Annotated in this window: 21 protein-coding genes and 1 pseudogene; 12 read left to right on the top strand and 10 right to left on the bottom strand. The window is 34.5% G+C overall.

Going from position 1 to position 26,414, the window contains the following annotated elements; genetic code table 11:
* Positions 1-23: 23 nt before the first annotated feature.
* Both SYN6308_RS21620 and SYN6308_RS02830 read right to left on the bottom strand, forming a co-directional pair.
* Positions 24-1,586: a glycosyltransferase family 39 protein gene (locus tag SYN6308_RS21620; protein WP_017292918.1), complete on the bottom strand. Its 1,563-nt coding sequence runs from the start codon at positions 1,584-1,586 to the stop codon at positions 24-26.
* Between the two features lie 27 nt (positions 1,587-1,613).
* On the bottom strand, positions 1,614-3,176 hold the full coding sequence (locus tag SYN6308_RS02830; RefSeq protein WP_144051381.1) for a glycosyltransferase family 39 protein: 1,563 nt from the start codon (positions 3,174-3,176) through the stop codon (positions 1,614-1,616).
* Positions 3,177-3,334: 158 nt separating this feature from the next.
* Between SYN6308_RS02830 and SYN6308_RS02825 the strand changes: the two genes are divergently transcribed.
* Positions 3,335-4,573, top strand: a complete 1,239-nt coding sequence (locus SYN6308_RS02825; protein ID WP_026101884.1) for a bifunctional sterol desaturase/short chain dehydrogenase — start codon at positions 3,335-3,337, stop codon at positions 4,571-4,573.
* Between the two features lie 373 nt (positions 4,574-4,946).
* On the top strand, positions 4,947-6,113 hold the full coding sequence (dnaN, locus tag SYN6308_RS02820; protein ID WP_017292915.1) for a DNA polymerase III subunit beta: 1,167 nt from the start codon (positions 4,947-4,949) through the stop codon (positions 6,111-6,113).
* A gap of 394 nt (positions 6,114-6,507) precedes the next feature.
* On the opposite strand, the gene SYN6308_RS21615 is transcribed toward dnaN, so the two are convergent.
* Together SYN6308_RS21615 and SYN6308_RS02810 are read right to left on the bottom strand one after the other, a co-directional pair.
* Entirely contained in the window at positions 6,508-8,550 is a 2,043-nt protein-coding gene (locus SYN6308_RS21615; protein ID WP_017292914.1) for a hypothetical protein, read from the bottom strand.
* Between the two features lie 187 nt (positions 8,551-8,737).
* Positions 8,738-9,565 (bottom strand): hypothetical protein, encoded by an 828-nt coding sequence (locus tag SYN6308_RS02810; RefSeq protein WP_017292913.1) that lies wholly within the window; start codon positions 9,563-9,565, stop codon positions 8,738-8,740.
* 249 nt (positions 9,566-9,814) lie between these two features.
* Here SYN6308_RS02810 and SYN6308_RS02805 point away from each other — a divergent pair, with 249 nt between their 5' ends.
* The 3 genes from SYN6308_RS02805 to SYN6308_RS02795 all read left to right on the top strand — a co-directional run bounded on the left by SYN6308_RS02805 (position 9,815) and on the right by SYN6308_RS02795 (position 12,657).
* Complete coding sequence (locus SYN6308_RS02805) at positions 9,815-10,783, top strand: DUF4351 domain-containing protein (protein WP_017292912.1); 969 nt, start codon at positions 9,815-9,817, stop codon at positions 10,781-10,783.
* Positions 10,784-11,089: 306 nt separating this feature from the next.
* Positions 11,090-11,782: a hypothetical protein gene (locus tag SYN6308_RS02800; RefSeq protein WP_017292911.1), complete on the top strand. Its 693-nt coding sequence runs from the start codon at positions 11,090-11,092 to the stop codon at positions 11,780-11,782.
* Between the two features lie 5 nt (positions 11,783-11,787).
* Positions 11,788-12,657 (top strand): hypothetical protein, encoded by an 870-nt coding sequence (locus tag SYN6308_RS02795; RefSeq protein ID WP_390091414.1) that lies wholly within the window; start codon positions 11,788-11,790, stop codon positions 12,655-12,657.
* Here SYN6308_RS02795 and SYN6308_RS21610 read toward each other — a convergent pair.
* The 3 genes from SYN6308_RS21610 to SYN6308_RS02780 all read right to left on the bottom strand — a co-directional run bounded on the left by SYN6308_RS21610 (position 12,640) and on the right by SYN6308_RS02780 (position 14,797).
* Positions 12,640-13,755, bottom strand: a complete 1,116-nt coding sequence (locus SYN6308_RS21610) for an IS200/IS605 family accessory protein TnpB-related protein (RefSeq protein WP_052312584.1) — start codon at positions 13,753-13,755, stop codon at positions 12,640-12,642. The genes SYN6308_RS02795 and SYN6308_RS21610 overlap by 18 nt on opposite strands.
* Complete coding sequence (locus SYN6308_RS25405) at positions 13,739-14,101, bottom strand: hypothetical protein (RefSeq protein ID WP_026102018.1); 363 nt, start codon at positions 14,099-14,101, stop codon at positions 13,739-13,741. Before SYN6308_RS25405 ends, SYN6308_RS21610 begins: the two co-directional genes overlap by 17 nt.
* An 87-nt stretch (positions 14,102-14,188) precedes the next feature.
* Positions 14,189-14,797 (bottom strand): IS607 family transposase, encoded by a 609-nt coding sequence (locus SYN6308_RS02780; RefSeq protein WP_017292865.1) that lies wholly within the window; start codon positions 14,795-14,797, stop codon positions 14,189-14,191.
* A gap of 67 nt (positions 14,798-14,864) precedes the next feature.
* On the opposite strand from SYN6308_RS02780, the gene SYN6308_RS23230 reads away from it, so the two are divergent.
* From SYN6308_RS23230 to SYN6308_RS02750, 7 genes and pseudogenes are all read left to right on the top strand, one after another.
* Complete coding sequence (locus tag SYN6308_RS23230) at positions 14,865-18,155, top strand: beta strand repeat-containing protein (RefSeq protein ID WP_272943053.1); 3,291 nt, start codon at positions 14,865-14,867, stop codon at positions 18,153-18,155.
* A gap of 95 nt (positions 18,156-18,250) precedes the next feature.
* Positions 18,251-18,361: pseudogene (locus tag SYN6308_RS23710) on the top strand (DUF4351 domain-containing protein); the annotation flags it as partial.
* A gap of 53 nt (positions 18,362-18,414) precedes the next feature.
* The gene (locus SYN6308_RS02770; RefSeq protein WP_017292908.1) at positions 18,415-19,299 is read left to right on the top strand and encodes a DUF2887 domain-containing protein; all 885 of its coding nucleotides are present in this window, start codon (positions 18,415-18,417) and stop codon (positions 19,297-19,299) included.
* Positions 19,300-19,352: 53 nt separating this feature from the next.
* A complete protein-coding gene (locus SYN6308_RS02765) occupies positions 19,353-20,237 on the top strand; it encodes a DUF2887 domain-containing protein (RefSeq protein WP_017292907.1) in 885 nt (294 codons plus the stop codon).
* A 117-nt stretch (positions 20,238-20,354) separates the two neighbouring features.
* A complete protein-coding gene (gene cimA / locus SYN6308_RS02760; protein WP_017292906.1) occupies positions 20,355-21,968 on the top strand; it encodes a citramalate synthase in 1,614 nt (537 codons plus the stop codon).
* A complete protein-coding gene (locus tag SYN6308_RS02755) occupies positions 21,949-23,658 on the top strand; it encodes a DUF6930 domain-containing protein (RefSeq protein ID WP_017292905.1) in 1,710 nt (569 codons plus the stop codon). Before cimA ends, SYN6308_RS02755 begins: the two co-directional genes overlap by 20 nt.
* A gap of 388 nt (positions 23,659-24,046) precedes the next feature.
* Positions 24,047-24,880, top strand: coding sequence for a M48 family metallopeptidase (locus SYN6308_RS02750; protein ID WP_017292904.1), 834 nt, complete (start codon positions 24,047-24,049; stop codon positions 24,878-24,880).
* Positions 24,881-24,908: 28 nt separating this feature from the next.
* Here the strand turns inward: SYN6308_RS02750 and SYN6308_RS02745 are convergent, their stop codons facing one another.
* The 3 genes from SYN6308_RS02745 to SYN6308_RS25100 all read right to left on the bottom strand — a co-directional run bounded on the left by SYN6308_RS02745 (position 24,909) and on the right by SYN6308_RS25100 (position 26,320).
* Complete coding sequence (locus SYN6308_RS02745; protein ID WP_017292903.1) at positions 24,909-25,256, bottom strand: hypothetical protein; 348 nt, start codon at positions 25,254-25,256, stop codon at positions 24,909-24,911.
* A 376-nt stretch (positions 25,257-25,632) separates the two neighbouring features.
* A complete protein-coding gene (locus tag SYN6308_RS02740; protein ID WP_017292902.1) occupies positions 25,633-25,977 on the bottom strand; it encodes a hypothetical protein in 345 nt (114 codons plus the stop codon).
* A gap of 202 nt (positions 25,978-26,179) precedes the next feature.
* On the bottom strand, positions 26,180-26,320 hold the full coding sequence (locus SYN6308_RS25100; RefSeq protein ID WP_017292901.1) for a hypothetical protein: 141 nt from the start codon (positions 26,318-26,320) through the stop codon (positions 26,180-26,182).
* Positions 26,321-26,414 lie beyond the last annotated feature (94 nt).

Below are 26,414 nucleotides of genomic sequence, written 5' to 3'. Positions count from 1 at the left end.
TTTCTCTACAATAGTTTTCGCTATTAAAAATTTAATTTAGGGAGAAGTATATTGAAATAGTAAAGTGAATAATTTTTATTCTCTAATTTTTGATGATAAAGTTTTTCTAAAGAATTAATCAGTTGAGGCGATGGATTAAAAATATAAATTTCTTTAAATTCTGGATGGGCTTTTATCGATGTATTTGTATTTAGTAATTGTAGTTTTGTTTCTGGTTTTAAATTATGACTAATAGAAATAATATTTCCTTTATTAATATCTAAATTTTGGGTAATAACTAGAGGATTTTCAGCTTGATTAATCATTTGTGCAATAACAGCATTATGGTAACTAGAGGCTTTATTCCACCAAGTTTGAGCATTACTACTTATTATATTTGATATGATACTCAAAGTAAAAATTATAATTAAAATTAGTGACGAAGTTTGCGATTTTTGTTCTATTTTTTTGCCTAAAGTATAAGCAATAGTGAGATAAATAGAAAGATATGCAGGAAAAAAATATCGAGTCATACTTGACTTAATTCCCCCAAAAATTAAATCAGGTAGAATTAATCCCAAAGTAGGAATTAATACTAATAATAATAAATAAAGCCAAATATTTTTACTAATGTTATTCACCATAAAAAAGAAACTATAAAAAATGATACTGAAGATAAAAATAATAAAAATATAACTAGCCCAATGATATAAAGGTAAACCAAAATCAATGAATAAACTGGTAAAATGTAAACCCCATAAATTTGCTAATAATTCTAAAGATTGTTGTGTATTTGTCCAATTAGTTTTATCCTTTAGAATACTAAAATTTATAACAGTTATCACTAACCAAGGTATAAATAATATTCCACTTATACTGGTAAAAATTAAAAAATTGATTTTAGTTTGTACTGCTAAAATTTTGCCAATTAAATAGATATAACTAACCTTAATTATAGGTAAAAATGCTGATAAAATGGAAGTATAAAAAGTCAAACTTAAAGTTAAACTATACATAAACCAATGAGAAATATTATTAGTTTTTATACTTTTGAAAAAAAATAGACTCGATAAAATAATGCTTAACATCCATAAACTATATTCTCTTGCTTCTTGGGCATACAATATTTGTACTGGTGAAATTGCGATTAAACTTATACTAATTAAATTAACTAAATTATTATTAAATAATTGTTGAGATAAATAATAAATTGCAGGAAAAATTAATAGACTAAAGAGAATAGATAAGCTACGATTTATAATTATTGAACTTCCGAATAAATCTTGCCAAAAACGTAATAATAAATAATATAATGGTGGATGTTCTGGATGTTCAATTAAGGAGTTAATAGTGTAGATTAAGGGAGTTTCTGATTTTAATGTCTGAAATTCTAATAAGTCTTTAACGGTGATAATTTCTCCATTAAAAAATGTTGTTACTACTTCATCTCCTTTATAACCTGCTACCCTTAAAGAGGTATAAACTTCGTCATGCCAATAAATTTTTTTATCAATATTAGTTACTCGAAAAAAAACACCCCAAAGAATAACAATGATGATAACTATTTTTAACCAATATTGAGAGTTCGATCGAACTTTATTTCCCATAAAATTTTAATATATTATCAATATAAATTAATTGTTACTTTTTTGATTATTAATAATTACTTTATAAAGTAATTCATTTTTTTGCTCTAATGTACCATTATAAACAGTTTTAACTTTATTCATCAAAAAAGGAGACGGATTTAAAAGATAAATATGGGGAAATTCAGGATAGTATTTTAGTTCAGTATCTTCTGGTAAAAATAGTGATTTTGTTTCTGGTTTTAGTTGATAACTCAAAGAAATAAAATGAGCAATTCGATAAGATTTATCTATTTGTGTAATTACTAGAGAGTTTTGGTTATCATTAATAATATTAGCTATTTGTAAATTTAATACACTTTGATGTTGTTCTTTATTCCAAGAATATTCTGAAGAAGAAAGATGACTATTATAAATAAGTTGAATAGTTATAAATAGACAAAAAATAATTGACCATATTTTAGAATTTAGCTTAATTTTTGTGCCAAAAGTATAAGTTATCGTTAAATAAATACTGACATAAGCAGGAAATAAATAACGAGACAAATTAGAACGAATAGAGCCAAAAATTATGTCGGATAATAATAGTGCTATAGTAGGAATTATAGCAAATAAAAGACAATGAAGCCAAATATTTTTATCGGTATTTTTGATTAAATAATATAAACAATATATAATAAAAATTATTATTATTAGAGTGAGAATCCAATTAATTTCTTTAACCCTTGAAAAAACAAATAGTTTTGTAAAATTAAAAAAACAAGCATAAACTAAAGAAAAAATAGATTTATCTATATACATCCATTTTGTTCTGTTTTTCAATAACGTCAAATTAAACAAAACGATAAATATCCAAGGACTAAAAAAAATTATACTTAAAATAGTATATTTCCAAAAATTTAACTTGATATTAAAATTATTTTTAACTTTAATAGAATAAATATAAATAGTATTAATAATCGGTAAAAATACTGATAATAAAGAAGTATAAAAAACTAATGTAAGAGCAAAACTATATAAAAGCCAATCATATATTTTATTACTTTTAACTGCTTTTAAAAAGAATAGACTAGATAAAATAATCGTAAGGGTAAATAAACTATATTGTCTAGCTTCCTGTGCATATAAAATTTGCATCGGAGAAATTGAGATTAAAGCTACTGCTATTAAACCAAAAAAATTATCTTTAAAAAGTTCTAACGCTAACCAATAAATAGCAGGGAAACATAATAAGCTAAAGACAATTGACAAACTTCGATTAATCGTTATGGAACTTCCAAATATATCCTGCCAAAATCTCAATAAGATATAATATAATGGTGGATGTTCAGGTGCAGTTTTTAAAGTTTGCCAAGTATCATTGAAGGTAGTTTCTGGTTGTAAAATTTGAAAATGTAAAACATCCTGATTAGTAATAATATTTCCATGGAATAACTTGTCACTAATTTGATAGCTTTTATAACCTGCTACTCTTAAAGAAGTATAAACTTCATCTTCCCAATAAATTTTTTTATCAATATTAGTTACTCGAAAAAAAACACCCCAAAGAATAACAATGATGATAACTATTTTTAACCAATATTGAGAGTTCGATCGAACTTTATTTCCCATAAAATAAGCTAAAATTTTCACATGAATTTGACAAAATTATAACTTAGTATTCAAAATTAAATATTTTTTCTCAAAATTCTCTATTTTCACTTTAGGGATATAATTAATTGTTAAAATGTCCTATAGTGTTAGATGATTTTTATACATTTATTTTTGCAATGATTAATAGTTCACTTTTCATGGCAATCTCCATCGCACTAATATCCCTAGTATGGGTAGAATTAGTCAGAGACTGCTATCACTTTTTAGCCCATATTTGGCAACCCTTGGGGCGTTTACACAACTGGCATCATCGAGTATTTAAGCCAGATTTATCTCTCAACAGCGTAGAGATTTATCGTCAAGCACAATGGTACAATGATGTACCAGAATCCCTTGTCATGCTCATATTTAGTATTGGTTTTGCCCTATTCTTCATCACTTTAGGATGGATTACCCCAAGTTATCAATGGTTAGCATGGACAGGATCACTCTATACTTTAACATTCACTGGGGGGGCGATCGCAAGGGGTTTAGGTGTACCAAATGCTGACGAAATTACAGATGTTACCCACCGTCAAGGAGACTTTACAGCTATTCCAGCGAATTTTTTTGTCAATCGTAGCTATCATTGGCGACACCACTTCGATGATCAAAACGCTTATTTTTGCGGTACATTAACTATAGTCGATCGAATCATGGGAACAGCATTATCATTAAAAGGGAAAAAAATTGCCATCACCGGTGCTAATGGTACACTAGGACAAGAATTAATTAAACAACTATACTTAAAAGGGGCAAAAGTCACCGCCTTAACTTCCCAAGAAAAGCCCTTATTTATTACCCATAAAAACCAAGAAATCCCTATTAAAACTATTACTTGGCAAATTGGCGAAGAATCAAAACTAAATAGTATTTTCGAGAAAACAGATATTTTAATCATCAATCACGGCATTAACGTTTATGGTGATATGAGTGCAAATGCCATCGGAAACTCTTATGAAATTAATGCTTTTTCAGGTTGGCGATTAATGGAATTATTTTTAACAACTGTACGCAATAACCAAGATAAAGCCACCAAGGAAATTTGGGTAAACACCTCCGAAGCGGAAGTTAACCCTGCATTTAGTCCTCTGTATGAAATGAGTAAGCGGACAATGGGGGAATTAGTCACCATGAAAAGAGTTAACTCTCCTTGCATCATCAGAAAATTGATTTTAGGTCCTTTTAAAAGTAACCTTAACCCTATTGGTATTATGTCGGCGGATTGGGTAGCCAAGCAGATTGTCAATTTAGCCGTGAGGGATTTTCGAGATATTATCGTCACCATCAACCCTTTAACCTATATTTTCTTCCCTATCAAAGAATTGATGACATCAACTTATTTTCGCCTTCTCTCCAGCAAAAGTGAATCATAAATAGGGTTTGCTGAATAAATCAGAAGACTATTAAAATCAGGGGAGGTGTTAGGTTTTAAGTTAAAGAGTGAGAAATCAAGGTTTTGAGACTTTATATAGGGTGAAATGTTGATAAAAATAATTGTTTTGCCTAACTTCTAATATATTAATAAGTTTGTAGTGATGGCTTTAGCCATTTATTAGTAAACCTTAAAAGGCTTGAATCATAATTTATAGGATAAGGGTTAAAACCCTTACTACGAACAAATAAAAAATCTTTTTCAGCAACGCCTACTGATTTTAAAACTCATTTAAGGTATGATTGATTGTTTGTGCAAAAAAAGAGTTAAAATATTTTAGTACAATAGAACTAAAAAAATATAGGTAAATAGTAGTGAAAATAGTTTGTTCTCAAGTTGATCTTAAAAATAATTTATCATTAGTTAGTCGCGCTGTGCCATCTCGCCCTACCCATCCCATTTTGGCGAATGTCTTGTTAGTGGCAGATGACGACAAAAATCGAGTCACCCTTACGGGATTTGATTTAAGTTTAGGGATGCGCACCAGTTTTAGTGCAGAGGTGGAGGAAGGAGGCACAATTACTCTTCCTGCGAAGTTGTTAAATGATATTATTGGGCGTTTACCCGAAGGAGAGGTTTCTTTATCCTATGAAGAAGACGAGTTAGACGATAATCCTTTGGTTGCTATCGATGCTTTATCAGGTAAATTTCAGTTACGGGGAGTAAGGGGGGATGAATTTCCTGAATTACCTACCGTTGAAAAGAAAGAAGCCTTTTTATTACCTATCTCCGCTTTAACTGAAGGCTTGAAAGGCTCGTTATTTTCTGCTAGTGGTGATGAAACTAAGCAAATTTTAACTGGTGTTCATCTTACCAGAGATTTGGATACTCTGGAGTTTGCCGCTACTGACGGGCATCGCTTGGCGGTGGTTAAAACCAGTGAAGAAGGAGAAGAAAAAACCGAAGATTCCCCTGTGACTGATGATGATAATTTTAGTATTACTATACCCGCTAGGGCTTTAAGAGAGTTAGAAAAAATTATTTCTGGTGACAAGGATAATGGCTCGGTGGCTTTGTATGTTGATCAAGGACAAGTTGTCTTTGAAGTTGATGAACAACATCTTACCAGTCGTAAGTTAGAGGGTGCTTATCCTAACTATAATCAGTTAATCCCCAAAAACTTTGAACGTACTATGATTCTCGATCGAAAACAAGTAATTGAGAGTTTAGAGAGAGTATCTGTCTTTACCGATCAAAAAAATAATTTAGTTAAGTTTAAGCTAGAGCCTGATAATAGTCAAGTGGTTTTGTCGGTGGAAGCGAAAGAGTTAGGTAACGCAAAATCTAGTATTAGTGCGGAAATCACTGGAGAGGGTTTTGAAATTGGTTTCAATATCAAATACCTGATGGATGGTTTAAAGGCATTATCAGCTAATGATATTAAGTTTCAGCTTAACGGTGCAACTCAACCAGTCATTATCACTCCCCTAAGCGGTTTACAAATGACTTATTTAATTATGCCCGTGCAAATCCGAGAATAGCAATTAATTAGGGTTTGCCTCATAGTCTTTATCGATTAGGGAGATAGGAGTTAGGAGACAGGAGATAGGAGAAATACTGAAACATCAAGGTTTTGATGCTGTTAATAGATAGAATGAGTATAGTTGTATTTTAAAAAATAAGATTAAAAGTGTTGAATTTTTGAATAAAAATCCTTAAAACTGCACACTTTTTGGTTAATGTATTATGCCTAAACTGTTGATTTTAATAGCTTTCTGATTTATTCAGCAAACCCTAATTAGGATTTGCCTCATAGTCTTTTGGTGAGGGGGAGGTGTTAGGTATTAGGTATTAGGTATTAGGTATTAGGTTAAAGAATGAAGAATCAAGGCTTTGATGCTTTGTGCAGTATATGTATAGCAATTCCCCAATTCCCTAACTCTCCAACGCCCTAACATCTTTTGAGTAATCCATGACTAGAGGGAATAATTTTCCTTTTTGTTCCATACCATTAACATCTAGGGTACTATGACATAAAAAGACTTTTTCTGTGACTCTCCCTAATAAGTCTTTGGTAATTCGAGTAATTCTTTCGTCTTCCGATTCAATTTCATCTAAGATATTTGAGTTGGGTTGCCATGATTTTAAAAAGACACTAGAAGCGAATAATTGACTACTTTTACTCCAATAGGATGATCCCACATCTAGCCAAAATTGCCAAGGGTGATGTTGACGGGATACTCGATATTGATAGATAGGTGCGATCGAAACTGCATTATTTTGTATTTCTTGTAAGGGAGGAATAATAGTAACGGGAAAAGGATTAGCGGTGATTGTGCCTTTACGCAATAAGGTGATAAATTGAGCAACGATTAGATTAACATTGTGATTATGTAATCTTTGGTTGATTTCCCAAAAATGTTGCGCCGTTTCCCTAAATTCTCTTAAAACACTGATGTTACTAGCATCAAGTTGCATAGTATTGGTGAAAAAATGTTTTATAATTCGATCGAGCGTCATTAAAAGATTATTCTCCCCTTTTTCTATCTCCGTTTTTGTCTGATTTATCCAATCTCGAATTTGGTTATAGGATTGTAAACTTTTATGACTAAGACGATCCCAACGGCGAAAAGACTCTACATTTAATAAAGTGGGCGATCGTAAATCAGGATAAAAACAAGAGTCTGCTAATAATCCTCCCCTGACTAAATCAATATCTTCCTGAGACAAAATCACCAACATCTCCGCCACCATATCAGGGGTGACTAATCGACCATTATCCTCGTATAATAAAGGTAAAATCGTTAGAATACTGCGCACTGTAGCAAAAGCAACTAAACCTCTTTGCTCATTTAAAACCTTTACTTTGATACCAGCTTGTTCGATCGTGCTTACTAATGTATAACGAGCAATTTCGTCTAACCCTGCTGCAATGACGGCAATTTCCCTTGGTTGTATTTTCCCTGATTGAATCGATTTAATAATATAGTGAGCAGTTTCTTGTAATAAATCTCCTCGTAAATCAGTTTTTATGGTTATCATTTCTTCAGGCAGTTGGGGAGGTAATGATTCACCCTGTGGAAAATCAAAGATAGATGTTTCAATTTTTGAGCCTAAACTATCAATGGCACTAACCGATAAAGATTCTATTTGACAATAACTGGCTAATTGTTGTAAATAATCAGGATCAGCATTATATCCTAATCTTACCTTACCTGTGGGATTAAAAGTAAAAGCCCCTCCATAGCCATTATCTAAGAAAAATTGAGCTAAATCTTTGACAATAGCAGGGTAATCATCCACATCATCGGCAAAAATTGCGCCGTAACTATCCTTTAAATACTGTTGATAATGGGCATTAGGTAACAAATAACGCCAATAAAGCTCATATTGAATGCTATAGCTTAACAATCCCCTCTCTAAACACCAATATCGCCACTGTAAGATTAATTTATCGATTAATTCAAAAATGGGTTTTCCATTGTCCATTATCATAATATTAGATTTTGAGAGTCGATCGACAATATTTTCGGGAGTAACTCCTCCCGTTGCCGCCAACGTCATAAAATCGAGAATACGTCTCACGCAATCATATTCACTGCCAAAAATGCCTAATAACTCAGGAGTCAAAGATTGATGCCATAACTGTGTAGCCAATTCTTGTTCAGCTTCAGGGCGCAAAGCAAGGGGTATAATGGTAGAAGGTAAACTTAACCCCTCACAAATCAAAGGATAAAAAAGCATAACATCTTCCCTCATCAAGCCAAAAACCGTTCTAATTTTTCCACCATGAAGGTTAGGATTTAACCTAGAAATAGTATCCCCTAATATTTTTGTGCCATGACGATTAGCACATAAAATCAAAGGTTTGTCAGGAAAAGAGGTTGTTTTTACCCATTCAAGAATCAGAGAAGCCAAACGGGTAGTTTTACCACAACAACTATTACCAATTATCCAAAGAGGCTGAGAATTAGACATAAATAAATAAATGAAGAATGGAAAATTAAGAATTGAGAATTAGTAGGGTGGGCAAATGCCAACCAATTACTCAATACCCCACAGTGTAATGAATTACACGGCTAATATTATTTAGTTCAATAAATTGAACTTTTCTTATCCATTATCCATTATCCATTATCCATTATCCATTATTCATTCTCCATTCTCAATTAATTTTACAATGTCCTTCTCCAACGTGTCCTAATGAGTTAAGATTATCGATTAATTTGTCATAGTCTTCTGAAGTCAAATTTTGTTTTAAGGTGGCTAAATCAGTGTTTAAAGTGCCATTACTCGCAAGATTGGCTAGGGGTTGGAAGCCTAACGCACCGACATTCAATTCATCATCAGCTGGAGATTCATTATCACCGAATAAATGATCAAAATGAAATGTTGCCTCTACTTCTGCTGTTTTTCCTGCTTCTAAAAATCCTTTTCTTTCATCTCCCACAAATTCACCACATTGATAACTTAACTCTAGGGGTAAATTAAGGGTAAATGCAATGGATTCATTATCTTTTTTAGCGATACCTTCTAAAATAACGCTATTAGAGTTTGCACCACTATTAACTAATTTCCATTCTAAAGCATTATAGTTTCCGATCGAGCCTAATGCTTCGGCAACTTTTATGGGGGGTGCGTTTTCGTCTCCTTCTGCTAAATCAACGGTGACTGCTTCCCTCACAAGGGTAACAGATTTAAGAGATTGTAATTTTTCTTCCCCCTCAGCATTAAAAGGAGGCTCGGTTTGATGCGCGATCGTATCTGCTAAAGTAACGTAAGCATGGTTAAAATCGATACGCCAACCGTCTTTACTGACAAATCCTTGTCGAATGAAATCCTCACCATTAGCTACTAAAATCAGAGATGCTTCAGGAGAAGACGTATTTTCTTCGGTGGTTTCTTCCTCTTGAGTGACAGGATTTGAAGCACAACTAGATAACAATATAGGTATAAGTAAACTTTGAATTGCAATATTTCGCCAATTTTTCACGATATAAACTCATTTTTGATACTTTCCTCTCCATCTTGATTTACCTATTATTTTTCTTCAATACTCCTAACGGGGATGGGGCATTTAATAATAACGATGATTTGCTTCATGAAGATGAATTACATACTCTGATCGCTCGAACTCCATTAACCCTGTAGGTTGGGTTAACGAAGTGTAACCCAACACCCTCAAGAATACGATCGTTCTTTAGATATAATACTTGAATAAATTTGACAATAAATTCAATTAATGACAGAAATAAACGCTAATTATGATGAACCTTGGAAGGAGGCGATCGGAGATTATTTCAATCATTTTTTAGACTTCTTTTTTCCAGAAGTATATAATCTCATTGACTGGTTAAAACCGATAACATCTTTAGATAAAGAATTACAGAAAATCACCGCCGATTCTTCGGATAGTAAAAGATTGGTGGATAAACTGTTTCAAGTATGTTTGAAAGATGAACAAGAAGTGTGGATTTTAGTTCACATCGAAGTACAAAGTCAATATGATAGCGACTTTAATCAACGAATGTTTATTTACCATTATCGTACCTTTGACTTGTATCGGAAACCAGTGATTAGTCTTGCTATACTAGGAGATGAAAAAGAAAAATGGCGACCATCCAATTATGGTTATGATTTAGGAGGATGTAAATTAAAGCTAGATTTCCCCACAATTAAACTATTAGATTATCAAAAAAAATGGGCAGAATTAGAAATAAATTTAAACCCTTTTGCCATGATGATAATGGCACACTTAAAAACCAAAGCAACCACCAGTAATTTAACAGAAAGAGAACAATGGAAATGGTATCTAATCAGGAGTTTATACGATAAAAAATACAGTAAATTAGAAATAGTAAAACTGTTTAAATTTATCGATGCGATGATGACTTTACCATCATTATTGCAACAAAATTTGAATCAAAAAATTATTAAATACGAGGAGGAAAAAATTATGCCCTTAGTTAGTCCTTTTGAAAGAATGGCAAAAGAAGAAGGTTTAAAGCTAGGTTTAGATCAACTACAGCAAAGAATAGATCGAGATAAGGAATTAATTATTCGTCAATTAACTAAGAAATTGGGAACAATTAATACGGATTTACAAACACAAGTAAAAGCTCTAAATATAGATGATTTAGAAACTTTAGCTGAGGATTTCTTAGATTTTAATTCTATTGAAGATTTACAACAATGGTTAAGTAAGTTCTAATTTTTATCTCTAAAAAAATCAGTAGCTTGAAAGATAGCTACTTTTTTAAGTCTTAAATACGATCGAACCTCCCCCACAATCCCACAACCACGATCGAACTCCCCTCTCCAGTCATTGCGAGGTAACGAAGCAATCTCAAAATCTCGATCGAAATATCGAACTCCCCTCGCCTTTTGGGAGAGGGGCTGGGGGTGAGGGCAATTATTAAGATTTCGTGACCTTTACCCCAAAAAGTAGTCAGATCGATCGAAGAGGTGCTATATTTATGTTTGTAGATGTTAAATCAAACATACTTATTCACACCCCATGAACAAACTATTTCAAGCCCAAACCCAAGCCGAAGCACTCCTGCTCAAAGCCTCTCTCAATCCCAGTCTCGACACAACCTTAACTACTGCTTTTGGAAACAACTACAACGTCACCGTAGCTAATAATATTTTCTCCTCATGGCGTAATCGAGACTTCAGCAACCTACCAACGATCGAAATATTATCTCCCACTGCCATGAATGGCGCTCAGGGTGCATATAGTGCCTTGAATAACACCATCTATCTTTCTTCTAGCCTCATTGAATCTCAATCCTCGAAACAAATTCGTAACGTCTTGTTAGAAGAATATGGACACTTTATCGATGCGCAAATTAACAACCAAGACAGTCAAGGAGACGAAGGAGAAATCTGGCGTAACTTGGTGTTCAACCGCAAAATGAGTACTGCCCAATTAGACACCCTCAGAAGTGAAAATGATTGGGGTACAATCACCGTTGATGGTGAAACTCTGAATGTAGAAAATAGCATTATCACCTTAACCGTTAATACTTTTTTTGATGAAAATGACGGCAGTGCCTCCACTGGTGCAGGTTTATCTTTAAGAGATGCCATTATTATCGCCAATAATGATACCAATAACGACTACATCATCAATTTAGCATCAGGACAAAGTTATTTCTTAACTGTAGGTTCATCATCTGAAGATATACTCAGAAAGGGCATAACTTGAGCGAGGTGAAGGTAGGCAACCGGCTACGGGCAACAGGCAAAAGTTTTCTTGTAACATCAAATTATAGCCTTTGCGAGTATAACAGTTTGGGAGGTGACTTAGATATTAAAAATGGTGCTAATGTTACTATTCGCACGAATGGAGCATCCCCAGCCACCATTAACGCCACCACCCTTTTAGGAAATGGAGATCGAGTATTTCATGTGTTATCAGGAGGTGCTTTAACTCTCGAAAAAGTAGTGGTAACAGGAGGAAGAAATAATTATGGTGGAGGTATTTATAATAGTGGTGCATTAAACGTTTTTCAAACTACCATTAGTAATAACTCTAGCCCTTATGGTGGTGGTATTTATAATAGTGGTGACTTAACGATTGCCCATAGTACCATTAGTGAAAACTTTGCTTCTTCTGTTGGAGGTGGTATTTATAATCAAGGTAAAGGAACGATCGCCAATAGTACCATTAGTGGTAACTCCACTGATAATTATGGTGGCGGTATTTATAATGGCGATTATGATGGTATTTTATTGATCAATAGTACTATTACCAATAATCTTGCGGATGCTGATAATGATGATTCATCGGGATATGGAGGAGGAATTTATAATGATTATGGTAATGTAGCCTTAAGAAATACCGTCATTGCAGGTAATTTTGATACTCCCAATAATACCAGTAGTAAAACCAAAAACCCTGATATTACTGGTTCAGTGCAAGGTAATGGTTATAACCTTATTGGTAACTTAACGGGTGCTAGTGGTACAATAGGTACGGGTAGCGATATTATCTTAACATCAGGGCAAACCGCTCCTAAAAAGTTGGACAAACTTGGACATCATGAAAAAATGACCCCAAATCTACCATTTTTGCGTTAACCGAACAGAATTGTTAACGACTCGTGACAAGGAATCTCGCCTTGTAATAAAAGTGTCTTGCGACTTGCCATTAAACCTGTCACTATGTAACTCATCTAATAGCTTGACCTCTACTTCTCTGTTAGAGACACTATTGAAGAAACTATGACGTTTTACGCTTTTGAGTTTCTTCGACAGAGCATTCCAAAAACTCCAGACGTGCCGACTAGAATCAACTTGAACTAATCGGGCGTAACTGGTTGGAATACCCTCTTTTTTTCTTAATGCCCGTCTTGCCAATACCAACCCGGCTGCTGTATCGCTCGACAAACCATAAAGTCTCATAAATTTTGTTAATCCGATTAAACTTGAAAAGGCAGGATTAACTTTTATTACTTCAATTCCATGTTTAAAAGCACAACTATTTAACATATCTAAAAAACAACTATAAGCAAAGTTTGATAACATTCGAGAATATTTAACTCCTTCTTCCTTCATTGTTGCTTTTTTTCGTTCAAAATCTAAATTTTCTACACTAATTGGACACTCATATTGATAAGCTAATTTTACTAATTTCTTGACTGCATCGCCTATAATTGCTTTTGTTTGATTAGTATTTTTATCTCGAACATTGATTTTAATTTGTCCTTTTGCCTTTAAATTTCCATCATGATCAACATAACTCCAACCGATAATATTTGGGTTTAAATCTATCCCTAACATTCCATTTTTATTATCAGATATAGTGGGAGTTTCAGGCAAATCAAAACTACAAAATATATACCATTTTTCATCTTTTTTGACAAATCTAAAAGTTAATGCTTGTGCATTATTTAAAGCGTATTCTACATCACTTTGTCCATAGCTAAACTTGACATTTTCGATTAGATAATACTTCCCAAAAATGGACTCATAACAAGATGGTACTCTTATTTTTAAAGTACCATTAGCTAATAATTGACAATTTTGATTACCATTCTTTTCATCTTTTGAACCCACTAAAGTAAATTGTGAACTACGACATTTTTGCCAGTCTTTTAACCATTCTTGGTGACTAGAATAACCATTCTCCTTTAAATTAAATTGAGCATACCATAGTTTTTTACCCCCGAATATCATAGATGGTTTTTCTTTTTAAAGTAACTAATCTATCTTTCAATATTGCTAATTTTCTTTGTTTTTGATGAATGGTAAATCTTAGTTTACTTCTGATTGATTTTTGATTTCTACCACAAGATAATGGTAATTTAGCTAATTTTTTCTTTTCACTGTCAATGATTTTTTGTAAACCTTTAATCTTTAATTCTGTTTGTTTTATTTGGCTTTTATAACACTCTTTTCGACTAGCTATTTTACCTTTTAAGATTATATGAATAGAGTTAAATTGACGTGCATTTATCCCATACTTTATTTGATAACTCTTCTTTAAATCATTGAGTTTTTTCCTTTTTCTAAATCTTTGCATAAATCTCTTTCAATTTTGCCAAAAAAACCTCCTATTAAATCGCAAAATTCTGCGACTTCTTGACTGATTAAGGTTTGATAAGTTATTTTACTCAAGATTTTTTGCTACCTCTTTTAATTGTTCTACGATTTGTTTGTTTTTATGACTTCTACTACCATATAATCTTGCTGAGAATACTGTAATTATTTCTAGTACATCTTTGGCTAAATCTTCCTCAAAACTAGAATCTTCACTTCTGTTAATAATTATAACTTCTGTGCCAAATATTTCACATAAAGAAAAGATTAAATCAGAACCAAATCGTAATAATCTATCTTTATGAGTAATAATTAATCGGTCAACTTGATAAGAACAAATTAATTTAATTAACCTAATTAATCCTTTCTTTTTATAGTTCATACCTGAGCCTAAATCTTGGATTATTTCAAAATCCCAACCATGACTAGAAGAATAAGATTCTAATACTATTATTTGACGATTTAAGTCATCTTTTTGGTCATAACTAGAAACTCTGGCATAACCAATTGTTAAGGAATTATCCGATTTATTTTTGAGTAAAGTAGAAATATCATATCGTCTATGTCCACCTTCTGTACGAGTAGAGGTTATTTTCCCCTCTTTTTCCCACCTACGCAAAGTCTTTGTGGATACTCCCAATAAATCAGATGCCGATTTTATCGATAAAAAATTGGACATTAAGCCTAAAAATCAATTATTATTTCCAAGTTTATCTAATATTGTCTAATTTTTCAAGGGCTGTTCAATAACCCCAGGTTTAGGGGCGTTAGCTAATAATGGTGGTGTGACGAAAACTCATGCTTTATTAACGGGTAGTCGTGCCATTAATGCTGGTTTAACGGTGTTAATCAGTCAAGATTTAGCTGACATTGACGGCGACGGCAACCGCAGTGAAGCAGTACCTTTTGAGCAACGGGGTAACGGCTACACTCGTGTTACGGGAAGTCGAGTTGATATTGGTGCTTTTGAAGTACAAAGTAATCCTTCTTTATCCATTGGCAATATGATCATAACCGAAGGCGATAGCGGTACGAAAAATGCGGTGTTTACCGTAACTCGTGCGGGTACAGCAACTCAAAGTATTAGTGTGAATTATGCTACGGCAAATGGTTCAGCTACCGCAGGAAGTGATTATGTCGCCAAAACTGGTACTTTAACCTTTGCAACCAATGAAACCACAAAAACCATCTCCATCGTTATTAACGGTGACACCGTCTCAGAATTTGATGAAACATTTTTAGTCAATCTTAGTAATGCTACTAATGCCACTATCTTTAACAGTCAAGGTTTTGGCACAATTACTAATGACGATGCTGTTTTAACAGGTAGTCCTATTAGTCTTTACGTTAATACTTTCTTTGATGAAAATGACGGCAGTGCCTCCACCGGTGCAGGTTTATCTTTAAGGGATGCCATTATTATTGCCAATAACAACCCCACCAATGACTATATTATCAATTTAGCAGGGGGACAAACTTATTTCTTAACAGTTGGTTCATCAGATGAAGATAATGGCTTAGGAGGTGACTTAGATGTTGTTGATGGGGCAAATGTTACTATTCGCACTAATGGAGCATCCCCAGCTACTATTAACGCCACCACCCTTTTAGGAGATGGAGATCGAGTTCTTGACGTGTTATCAGGGGGGGCTTTAACCCTTGAAAAAGTGGTAGTAACAGGAGGAAGAAATACCTTTGGAACTGGTATTTATAACTCAGGTACATTAAACGTTTTTCAAACTACCATTAGTAATAACTCTAATAATTCTTATGGTGGTGGTATTTATAATGGAGGTGACTTAACCATCGCCCATAGCACTATTAGTGATAATATTGCTTCTTATGGTGGTGGAATTATCAATTATGGTACAACAACCATCGCTAATAGTACCATTAGTGGTAACTCTGCCAATTTTCAGGGAGGTGGTATTTATAATGGTAGTAGTAATGGTGTTTTATTGATTAATAGCACTATTACCAATAACCTTGCTGATGCTGATAATAATAGTTCATCTGGTGATGGTGGTGGTATTTATAATAGTTCTGGTAATGTCGCCTTAAGAAATACCATCATTGCAGGTAATTTTGATACCCCAAATAATACTAGTAGTAAAACCAAAAATCCTGATATTCGTGGTTCAGTGCAGGGTAACGGTTATAACCTTATTGGTAATTTAACAGGGGCTAGTGGCACGATAGGTACTGGTAGCGATATTGTTTTAACATCAGGGCAAACCGCAGGTTTAGGGGCATTGGCTAATAATGGTGGTGTGACGAAAACCCATGCTTTATTAAGTGGTAGTCGTGCCATTAATGCAGGTTTAACGGTGTTAATCAGTCAAGATTTTGCCGATATTGACGGCGACGGCAACCGCAGTGAAGCAGTACCAAGAGATCAAAGAGGTGGTAATTTTGCGAGGATTAGTGGCAGTAGTGTGGATATTGGTGCATTTGAATTTCAACCTACGACAACTTTACCCACCCTACGCATCAACGATCGAACCATTGTAGAGGGTAATAGTGGCACAAAAAACATGGTATTTACCGTCACTCGCACGGGAACAGCATTACAACCCATTACCCTTAATTATGCCACTGCAAACGGCACAACTAATCCTGCCACTGCCGGAAGTGATTATGTAGCCAAGACAGGTAGTTTAAGTTTTGCTACCAATGAAACCAGTAAAACCATTTCGGTAGTAATTAATGGGGATACAACGATCGAACCTAATGAGACTTTCTTTGTCAATCTCAGTGGTGCGACTAATGCAACCATAGCTGATAATCAAGGACGAGGTACAATTACCAATGATGATTTTCCTAGCCTTGCCATCAACGATCGAACCATTGTAGAGGGTAATAGTGGCACAAAAAACATGGTATTCACCGTCACTCGCACAGGTACGGCATTACAACCAATTACCGTTAATTATGCCACCGCTAACGGCACAGCTACCGCAGGAAGTGATTATGTTGCCAAAAGTGGTAGTTTGAGTTTTGCCACCAATGAAACCAGTAAAACCATTTCTATTGTGATTAATGGGGATACAACTGTAGAGCCTAACGAGACATTCTTTGTTAACCTCAGTAATGCTACTAATGCAACTATTTCCGATAATCAAGGTTTAGGAACAATTACCAACGATGATAGTAGTAACCTATTATTGGTAGGGGATGCTAATAATAATAATCTTGTGGGCGGTGCAGGTAATGATACCTTACAAGGATTAGGTGGTAATGACACTTTGCGAGGTGGGGCAGGAAACGATCGAATAGAAGGAGGTACTGGTGCTGATAGCATGGTGGGAGGTACGGGTAACGATACCTACTTTGTGGATAGTACGCTCGATCGAGTTATCGAAAATGCCAACGAGGGTACAGATACTGTAAGTTCTAGTATTAGCTATCTTTTAGGCAGTAACCTAGAAAACCTCACCTTAACAGGTACAAGTAACCTTACGGGTATTGGCAACGCCCTAAATAATCGCATTACTGGTAACAGTGGGGCAAATATCATTAACGGTAACGATGGTAACGATACCCTTTTAGGAGGAGGAGGTAATGATAACCTTAACGGGGGTAACGGTAACGATCGCATTGACGGAGGCACGGGTAATGATAAGTTAATGGGTAGTAATGGTAACGATGTGTTACTAGGTGGCGATGGTAACGATACCTTAATAGGTGGAAATGGTGCAGATACTTTGACAGGAGGTATTGGAGTCGATCGATTTGTGTTTAAATATGCCGATGAAGGGATCGATCGAATTACTGATTTCTCTGTAACCCAAGGGGATAAAATTGTGGTGTCGGCTTCTGGTTTTGATGGTGGTTTAACCGCAAATGCCAACTTAACCTCCTCTCAATTCCGTCTCGGTAGTAGTGCAAGTAATGCCAGTCAAAGATTTATTTATAATAGTAGCAATGGAGCTTTATTATTTGATCAAGACGGCAATGGAATTATTCCATCGTTACAAATCGGCACTTTAAGTACTGGTTTAGCCTTAACAAATACCAGTATTTTTGTGGAAAGTTAAATAATATAGGACATTGGTGGGCAATGCCCACCCTACAAATACTGTAGGTTGGGTTAACGAAGTGTAACCCAACACCTTGTAATGAGTTACAGACAAGAGTTCGATCGCTCTCCATTCCTCAATTAGAATCATTAGGGGAAGCCTTACTAGATTTTCAAGATATTGGCGATTTAGAGAATTGGTTAATTAACCACACTTCCGATTAATGTAGGTTGGGGTAAACTAATTGTAACCCAACATTTTACTTGAGAAAAAAATTATGAAAACTGATAAGTTATTTTACCGTATCTTTTTAAATCAACCCAGTCTCATCTCGGAATTAATCCCCGAAATTCCCGAAGGTTGTCAATTTGATTATAACGCTCCCGTAGTCAAAGAAAAAGAGTTTCGTCTTGATGGATTATTAACACCCCTCGGCGGTGATGAAAATGTACCCCTAGTGTTTCTCGAAGCACAAATGCAGAATGACATTGAATTTTACAGTCGTTATTTTGGGGGTATATTCGTCTATATTCATCAGTATAAAGTCAAAAGAAATTGGCGAGGATTATTAATTTTAAATAACCGTAATCAAGAATTAGGTTGTGAAATTCCTTATCAAAATTTACTAAATAATCAAGTACAAAGGTTATTTTTATCAGACTTATTAGGGAAAGAAAATTTAAGCCCAAATTTAGCAATATTAAAATTAATTGTTACTCCAGAAAATCAAGCCGTATCCGAAGCTCAAAAAATCTTAGAAAACACTCAAACTCAAGAGGAGTTTAACTTAAGATTAGATTTAGTGGAGGCTATACTGGTAAATAAATTCCCTAAACTAACTATCGAGGAGATACAAAAAATGATTAACTTAAGAGAAGCAGACATCACTCAAACTCGTTTTTATCAACAAGTCTTAGAAATTGGACGTACAGAAGGACGTACAGAAGGACGTACAGAAGGACGTACAGAAGGAACACAATGGGGGGAGGCAAACATGGTTATTCGTCAGTTGAATCGCCGTTGTGGTAATATTAGCGATACTTTACAAGCAAAAGTTCGATCGCTCTCCATTCCTCAATTAGAATCATTAGGGGAAGCCTTACTAGATTTTCAAGATATTGGCGATTTAGAGAATTGGTTAATTAACCACACTTCCGATTAATGTAGGTTGGGTTAAACAAATTGTAACCCAACATTTTACTTGAGAAAAAAATTATGAAAACTGATAAGTTATTTTACCGTATCTTTTTAAATCAACCCAGTCTCATCTCCGAATTAATCCCCGAAATTCCCGAAGGTTGTCAATTTGATTATAACGCTCCCGTAGTCAAAGAAAAAGAGTTTCGTCTTGATGGATTATTAACACCCCTCGGCGGTGATGAAAATGTACCCCTAGTGTTTCTCGAAGCACAAATGCAGAATGACATTGAATTTTACAGTCGTTATTTTGGGGGTATATTCGTCTATATTCATCAGTATAAAGTCAAAAGAAATTGGCGAGGATTGTTAATTTTAAATAACCGTAGTCAAGATTTAGGTTGTGAAATTCCTTATCAAAATTTACTAAATAATCAAGTACAAAGGTTATTTTTATCAGACTTATTAGGGAAAGAAAATTTAAGCCCAAATTTAGCAATATTAAAATTAATTGTTACTCCAGAAAATCAGGCACTATCCGAAGCTCAAAAAATATTAGAAAACACTCAAACTCAAGAGGAGTTTAACTTAAGATTAGATTTAGTGGAGGCTATACTGGTAAATAAATTCCCTAAACTAACTATCGAGGAGATACAAAAAATGATTAACTTAAGAGAAGCAGACATCACCCAAACTCGTTTTTATCAACAAGTCTTAGAAATTGGACGCACCGAAGGACTTACCAGAGGAATACAAATTGGACGTACTGAAGCCACACAAGAAGGAGAAGCAAATATCGTTATCCGCTTGTTAACTCGCCGTTGTGGTAATATTAGCGATACTTTACAAGGAAAAGTTCGATCGCTCTCTATTCCTCAGTTAGAATCATTAGGAGAAGCCTTATTAGATTTTAAGGATATTGAAGACTTAGAAAATTGGTTAATTAATCATACTCTCGATTAATTTTGTGTTCAATAGTTTCAAGTTTCAATATTTTACTTTGCTAACCTCAGTTATTTAATCTAAAACGTAACACTTAAAATCTTCCCTCATCAAAAGACTATAAAGTAATCCCTAATCATGAATAATAAAAAAGTTTGGCTATACGACACAACCCTGAGAGATGGTGCGCAAAGGGAAGGTATCTCTCTCTCCTTGACGGATAAATTAAAAATTGCCCGACAATTGGATGATATGGGTATCCCTTTCATTGAAGGAGGGTGGCCCGGTGCGAACCCAAAAGATGTACAATTCTTTTTACAGTTACAAGAGCAACCCCTAAAACAAGCTCAAATTGTGGCTTTTTGTTCTACCCGTCGCCCAAATGAATTACCTGAGAACGATCGATTGTTAAAGGCAATTTTACAGGCTAATACCCAGTGGGTGACAATTTTTGGGAAATCTTGGGATTTACACGTTACAGAGGGCTTAAAAACCTCTCTGGAGGAGAATTTAGCCATGATTCAAGATACGATCGAGTTCCTTAAATCTCAAGGCAAACAAGTAATCTACGATGCTGAACATTGGTTCGATGGTTACAAAAACAACCCCGAATACGCCTTATTAACCCTGCAATCCGCTATCAAAGGAGGAGCTAAATGGCTAGTTTTTTGTGATACCAATGGCGGTACGTTACCCCACGAAATCAGTCAAATTGTGGCAGAAGTGGTAAGTAAACTTGATCTTAATATTGATGATCCTCAAAGTCCCCAATTAGGTATTCATACTCATAATGATAGCGGTACAGCCGTCGCTAATGCCATAGCTTCGGTGTTGGAAGGAGTGAGAATGGTACAGGGTACAATGAATGGTTACGGTGAGCGATGCGGTAATGCTAATCTATGTACTTTAATCCCTAATTTACAGCTAAAATTAGGTTTTAAATGCCTTGAACCTGAAGAATTGACCAAATTAACCCAAAATAGCCGTTTAATTAGCGAAATCGTCAATTTAGCCCCCGATGATCACGCTCCCTTTGTGGGACGATCGGCATTTGCCCATAAGGGTGGTATTCATGTTTCAGCGGTAGCTAGAAATCCTTTAACTTATGAACATATCGAACCTGAAGCCATTGGCAATGAGAGAAGAATTGTCATATCTGAACAAGCAGGGTTAAGTAATATTCTCTCTAAGGCGAAAACCTTTGGTATGGAGTTACAAAAAGATGATCCCATTTGTCGGGAAATTCTGCAAAAACTGAAAACCCTTGAAAGCGAAGGCTATCAATTTGAGGCGGCGGAGGCGAGTTTTGAGTTATTATTACGATCGAGCCTTAACCAAAGAAAACCTTTATTTGCCATCAAAGGATTTCAAGTCCATTCCGATATTTCCATCGAAAATCACATTCCTTACACCCATGCTTTAGCCACCATTAAAATTGTGGTGGACGGAGAAGAATTATTAGAAGTAGCGGAAGGAAATGGACCCGTTTCAGCCTTAGATCAAGCATTGCGTAAAGCATTGATCAAATTTTATCCCGAAATTGGCAACTTCTATTTAACGGATTACAAAGTGCGTATTCTTGATGGTGCTTCTGGGACTTCTGCCAAGACGAGAGTTTTGATCGAATCTAGCAACGGAAAACAACGATGGACAACTTTAGGAGTATCCACAAATATCATTGATGCTTCCTATCAAGCAGTAGTGGAAGGCATTGAATATGGTATCTTAATGAATGTACAATGTAGAATGTAAAAATATTCTTTTTTCTCCTGACATCGAACTATTATACAAACCCATGACATCTTTACCCGAAAGCACAAAACATCGATTACAGCGTATTCCTCAAATTCCCCATGTATGGGAAGGCGATCGTCTTCCGATTTTGGGAATGATGGAGAATCTTGAACCAGAATTAGCGTCGGATGGAGAATGTATTATTTGGGTTGATGGTTCGGAAGGTTTCGTTCGATCGATGGAAGTAACTAGAAATACAACAGGACCTGAAGCCATTGTTAGAGCCTTGTTAAAGGCGATCGAAAGCCCACACAATCCAGCTACACCTGCACGACCACAAAAAATAGTTGTCAAAGATAGAGAATTACAGTTTTTTTTGAGGGGAGTACTAAGAGATTTAGATATTATTGTTGACTATCAACCAGAATTGCCCTTATTAGATGAATTGTGGCAGAATTTTCAAAGTATTCGACCTGATTTAGAAACCAAAATTGCCCCCGAATTATCTGGCGCTTTGATTGAAGAAGCCCTAAATTCTATCTGGGAAGAACAACCTTGGTATATCTTATCGGAAGAAGAAATTATTACCATCGAAATCAATCATTGGGGTATCGAAAATCTTTATGCCTGTGTCATGGGAATGTTGGGGCAAGAATTTGGGGTTGTATTATATCGCTCGATCGAATCCCTCAAATCCTTCCGTCAAAGAGTCCTAGACTTAGGAGAATCCCCCGACGATGAAGATTTAGAAGCCACATTCTTACAACAAGACTGCTGGTTTATCAACTTCTCTCAGGGAGAAAACGAGAAAAAAACCACCGACTGGGATGAATTTTTAGAAAGTGATGTTACCCCCATTTTTGGTAGCATTCACCCCTACGAAGGCATTAGACCGTTAAAAGAAGAAGAAGAAGTTTATCCCATCTATATCGCCATGAAAGCCCTGGGGCGATTTATCGAAGAATGCGAAGAAGAATTAGCAGAAGATGATGTAGAAGAATTAATTAGTCGTGAATATACTTTAGAAACTCCCCTAGAAGATTCATGGTTAACCGTGACAGTCAAAACCATGCCCGAATTGACTACGGAATTTCGTGATATGTTTGAAGATGACGACGATGATTATGACGATGATGACGATGACGATGATGATGGTATTCGGGATGATTTAATCCCAGCGGGTACATTAGTATCCTTAGCGAGGATTGAGCAAGATATATTTCTCAATTATTTATACAATAAATCATTGAAAAATATGCCTCCAGAGATTTTTGAAAAAATTAAAAATAAATCAAAAAAAGATTTCTTACCCGTTATCCTCTTACAAACCACTCGCCCCAAAGCCCAAGTAATCATCGAAAGATTAAAAGATGAAGATGGAGTTTTACAAATTACCTTTAATGAAGGTTATGATCCCTATGATGACGAAGAATATACTTTAGGAATTCTCAAAACCCAAGAAGAAAACCTGTATATTTTTGCTCAATTTCTTGTGGAAAAAGGAGATTCTTTTCCTAAGAGATTACAACAATGGCAAAAAGATGTTAGTAAATTTCATGGCTACTGTGGTATCGTCATCGCTATGGGTGCAACGGGTTCATCTAGGGGTGAACCTCAACGCAAAGACCTTTTATACTTATTCTATGGTGAATTAGTGGACTGTAAAAAATTAGGCTTGGAAAAGCTAGTCTTACAAATAGAGGAATAAGTTACTAGGGCTTAGTAATACCTGAGTGAACTATAAAATTATTGGTGAAAACTGACTTGGAAGACAGGCAGACAGGGGGATTATATTTCTTGTGAATCAATAAAATTCTCTCAAAAATGTACAAATATTGAAAATTTTTCTTCCATTCGACTTGTCCACTTGTCCACCTGTCTCGTCTTCACCATTTTTCTTCTGTCGAACTGAGGTAGTAATGGGGAACAATTCTGACTAAAGATTAGTCAAAAAAACTAGGTTATTAGTTAGGGAACAATTCTAATGAAATTGTCAATAATTAATTATTAGAAAAAAATATTAAAGACACTACAACTATTGAGGATTCCGCATTTCCCATTCCCCGTTACCTAAATGAATATTATATATAATTATTATGTTTAAATTTAAGAAAAAAATTTTATATCCCTTTATTTCATGCACGATCGCCCTTACATTAATTTTTACCAATGCCAAGATTAGCTATGCTATTCCTTGGGGTGATTTAATTTTTCGAGGAATACAGGTTATTCAAATTAGTAATTTAAGTGATCAGCAAGAAGTCCAATATGGTAGTCAAATACGTCAACAATTACTATCTCAAAATAATGTTAGACTCTACCAAAATCAAGAGTTATCCCGTTATGTAAATCAAATTGGTAGAAGATTAGTCGCTGTGAGTAGTCGCCCTAATTTACCATTTCAATTTGAAATTATCAATAATAATGAAGTAAATGCTTTTGCTACTATGGGAGGATTTATTTATCTTCATACGGGGTTAATAACTACTGCCTCTAATGAAGCTCAATTAGCCAGTGTTATTGCCCATGAAATTGGTCATGTTGTAGCCCGTCATTCCCAAAAACAAATACGTCAACAGGCTATTACCCAAGGCTTATTAACTGCCACAGGCTTAAATCAAACTGATGTGGTACGGTTAGGAGTAGATTTAGCCATTAATTTGCCCCATAGTCGTCAAGATGAATATGAAGCGGATAATTTAGGTTTAGAAATGCTCAAATCTGCGGGTTACGCACCTCGTGCCATGGTGGATTTTATGCAAAAATTGGGACAAACTAGCGGTAGAGTGCCGACTTTACTTAGTACCCACCCTAATGGACTCGATCGAGCTATTGCCCTTGATAAAAAAATACCCCGTAGTGTAGCCTATAATGGGGATGGTTTAGATGCTCAAGAATATCAGTATCGAATCCGAAGATTGATACGCTAATTGTTAATTGTTAATTATGAGTTAAATATTATTTTTTAATTTGTTTTGCCATCTTACGGAAACTGTCCATACTGGTATCAGTATTACGCAATTGCTGACTATTAGGAGTAAAAGAAGATTCACTGGTATCAGCAGAAATCTGAGAATTATTAACTCCAGTTTCCTTACCATCTTTCTTAGTCATTTTCATAGCTGAAACTTCCTTGACTAATTCACCCCCCCCACCACTAACACTTTTGGCAAAAGTTCTTTTTACGGTTTTGGATTTACGCATATAATCAATATCACCAAAGGTTTTAGACTCATCAGAATTCAAAAAGTAAGAGTCTTGGGGTTGATTGTTTTTTTTCCTAAACAAGCCAAATAAACCAGCCATTAATTATTTCTCCTATTGTAAATTTTTATTATTTTGATTAAAATAAATCATAACATATCGTTACATTCCTGAGAACAAGATTTACTAAACCTTGAGAAGATAAGTAAATCTTGAGAAGATAAGTAAATAGGGTTTGCTGAAAAAGTATTTTGGTGAAGGTAGGAGATAGGAGTTAGGAGACAGGAGATAGGAGAAATACTGAAACATCAAGGTTTTGATGCTGTTAATAGATAGAATAAGTATTTTTGTATTTTAAAAAATAAGGTTAAAAGTGTTGAAGTTTTGAATAAAAATCCTTAAAACTGCACAGTTTTTGGTTAATGTATTATGTCTAAACCTTTGATTTTTATAGCTTTCTGATTCCCATGAGCAAACCCTACTTAATTATTTCTTGAATAAAAAGTCTTAACTGTTGTTTTCCTAAAATTAACTTATCTTCGTCAAACTCAAACTCTTGTAAATTAGCTAAAAACTGTATATATTCTGTGTCTAAAACTATTCTAAAATCATCCATATTCCACAATAAATCTGAAGTAAAACGCAAGTCATAAATATCATTTTTTAGGGGATAATAATTATTGTCTTGAGTGTTTAAATTCACTAAAATTAATGGTCTTACCCAACAAGTTTTTCGATCGTTAATTATATCAATTACTTCACAGTACAAAGATTTATTTTGACAATCTAAACATACTATTTGACTGTTAATAAATTGTGCCATATTTTTTATAGAATAAAATTTTTAATGATGTAAAGACACAATAGACTTCTTAGAGAAATCGAGTAATGAGTAATGAGTAATAAATAATAAGTTAAGAAATTTATGTTTTCCACCCTAAAATAGATTTTACTTTTTATTTTGCCAGGAGGCTAAATTAACAAGGGATGAAAATCCCTTGCATTATTTGAATAAAGTGTAAAAATTAAGCGACTACATAGGCAACTTTTAAAGCCCAAACAATTAAGGCTGCAATACTTCCAAGAATAATCACGGCGGTAATACCTACAATAATAGGTTTATCTGCACCGTCAAATTTCATGATGCCACGATTCAAGTCAGACATAAAATTCTCTCTGGGAATAGGATAATTTCTTCATCTCTACACTACCTTAAAAAGCTCCTAAATATCGAAACTGAGATAAATTTTCACCATTCTT

It is taken from the genome of Geminocystis herdmanii PCC 6308 (assembly GCF_000332235.1).
In the GTDB taxonomy this organism is placed as follows: Bacteria; Cyanobacteriota; Cyanobacteriia; order Cyanobacteriales; family Cyanobacteriaceae; genus Geminocystis; species Geminocystis herdmanii.
This window is presented reverse-complemented; position numbering and strand designations above follow the sequence as displayed.

What these genes read in the sequence shown, in the direction of transcription:
- SYN6308_RS21620 (WP_017292918.1), bottom strand. Translation starts at nt 1,586, where the DNA reads ATGGGAAATAAAGTTCGATCGAACTCTCAATATTGGTTAAAAATAGTT.
- SYN6308_RS02830 (WP_144051381.1), bottom strand. Translation starts at nt 3,176, where the DNA reads ATGGGAAATAAAGTTCGATCGAACTCTCAATATTGGTTAAAAATAGTT.
- SYN6308_RS02825 (WP_026101884.1), top strand. Translation starts at nt 3,335, where the DNA reads ATGATTAATAGTTCACTTTTCATGGCAATCTCCATCGCACTAATATCC.
- SYN6308_RS21615 (WP_017292914.1), bottom strand. Translation starts at nt 8,550, where the DNA reads ATGTCTAATTCTCAGCCTCTTTGGATAATTGGTAATAGTTGTTGTGGT.
- SYN6308_RS02805 (WP_017292912.1), top strand. Translation starts at nt 9,815, where the DNA reads ATGACAGAAATAAACGCTAATTATGATGAACCTTGGAAGGAGGCGATC.
- SYN6308_RS02800 (WP_017292911.1), top strand. Translation starts at nt 11,090, where the DNA reads ATGAACAAACTATTTCAAGCCCAAACCCAAGCCGAAGCACTCCTGCTC.
- SYN6308_RS21610 (WP_052312584.1), bottom strand. Translation starts at nt 13,755, where the DNA reads ATGATATTCGGGGGTAAAAAACTATGGTATGCTCAATTTAATTTAAAG.
- SYN6308_RS25405 (WP_026102018.1), bottom strand. Translation starts at nt 14,101, where the DNA reads ATGCAAAGATTTAGAAAAAGGAAAAAACTCAATGATTTAAAGAAGAGT.
- SYN6308_RS02780 (WP_017292865.1), bottom strand. Translation starts at nt 14,797, where the DNA reads ATGTCCAATTTTTTATCGATAAAATCGGCATCTGATTTATTGGGAGTA.
- SYN6308_RS02770 (WP_017292908.1), top strand. Translation starts at nt 18,415, where the DNA reads ATGAAAACTGATAAGTTATTTTACCGTATCTTTTTAAATCAACCCAGT.
- SYN6308_RS02765 (WP_017292907.1), top strand. Translation starts at nt 19,353, where the DNA reads ATGAAAACTGATAAGTTATTTTACCGTATCTTTTTAAATCAACCCAGT.
- cimA (WP_017292906.1), top strand. Translation starts at nt 20,355, where the DNA reads ATGAATAATAAAAAAGTTTGGCTATACGACACAACCCTGAGAGATGGT.
- SYN6308_RS02755 (WP_017292905.1), top strand. Translation starts at nt 21,949, where the DNA reads ATGTACAATGTAGAATGTAAAAATATTCTTTTTTCTCCTGACATCGAA.
- SYN6308_RS02750 (WP_017292904.1), top strand. Translation starts at nt 24,047, where the DNA reads ATGTTTAAATTTAAGAAAAAAATTTTATATCCCTTTATTTCATGCACG.
- SYN6308_RS02745 (WP_017292903.1), bottom strand. Translation starts at nt 25,256, where the DNA reads ATGGCTGGTTTATTTGGCTTGTTTAGGAAAAAAAACAATCAACCCCAA.
- SYN6308_RS02740 (WP_017292902.1), bottom strand. Translation starts at nt 25,977, where the DNA reads ATGGCACAATTTATTAACAGTCAAATAGTATGTTTAGATTGTCAAAAT.
- SYN6308_RS25100 (WP_017292901.1), bottom strand. Translation starts at nt 26,320, where the DNA reads ATGTCTGACTTGAATCGTGGCATCATGAAATTTGACGGTGCAGATAAA.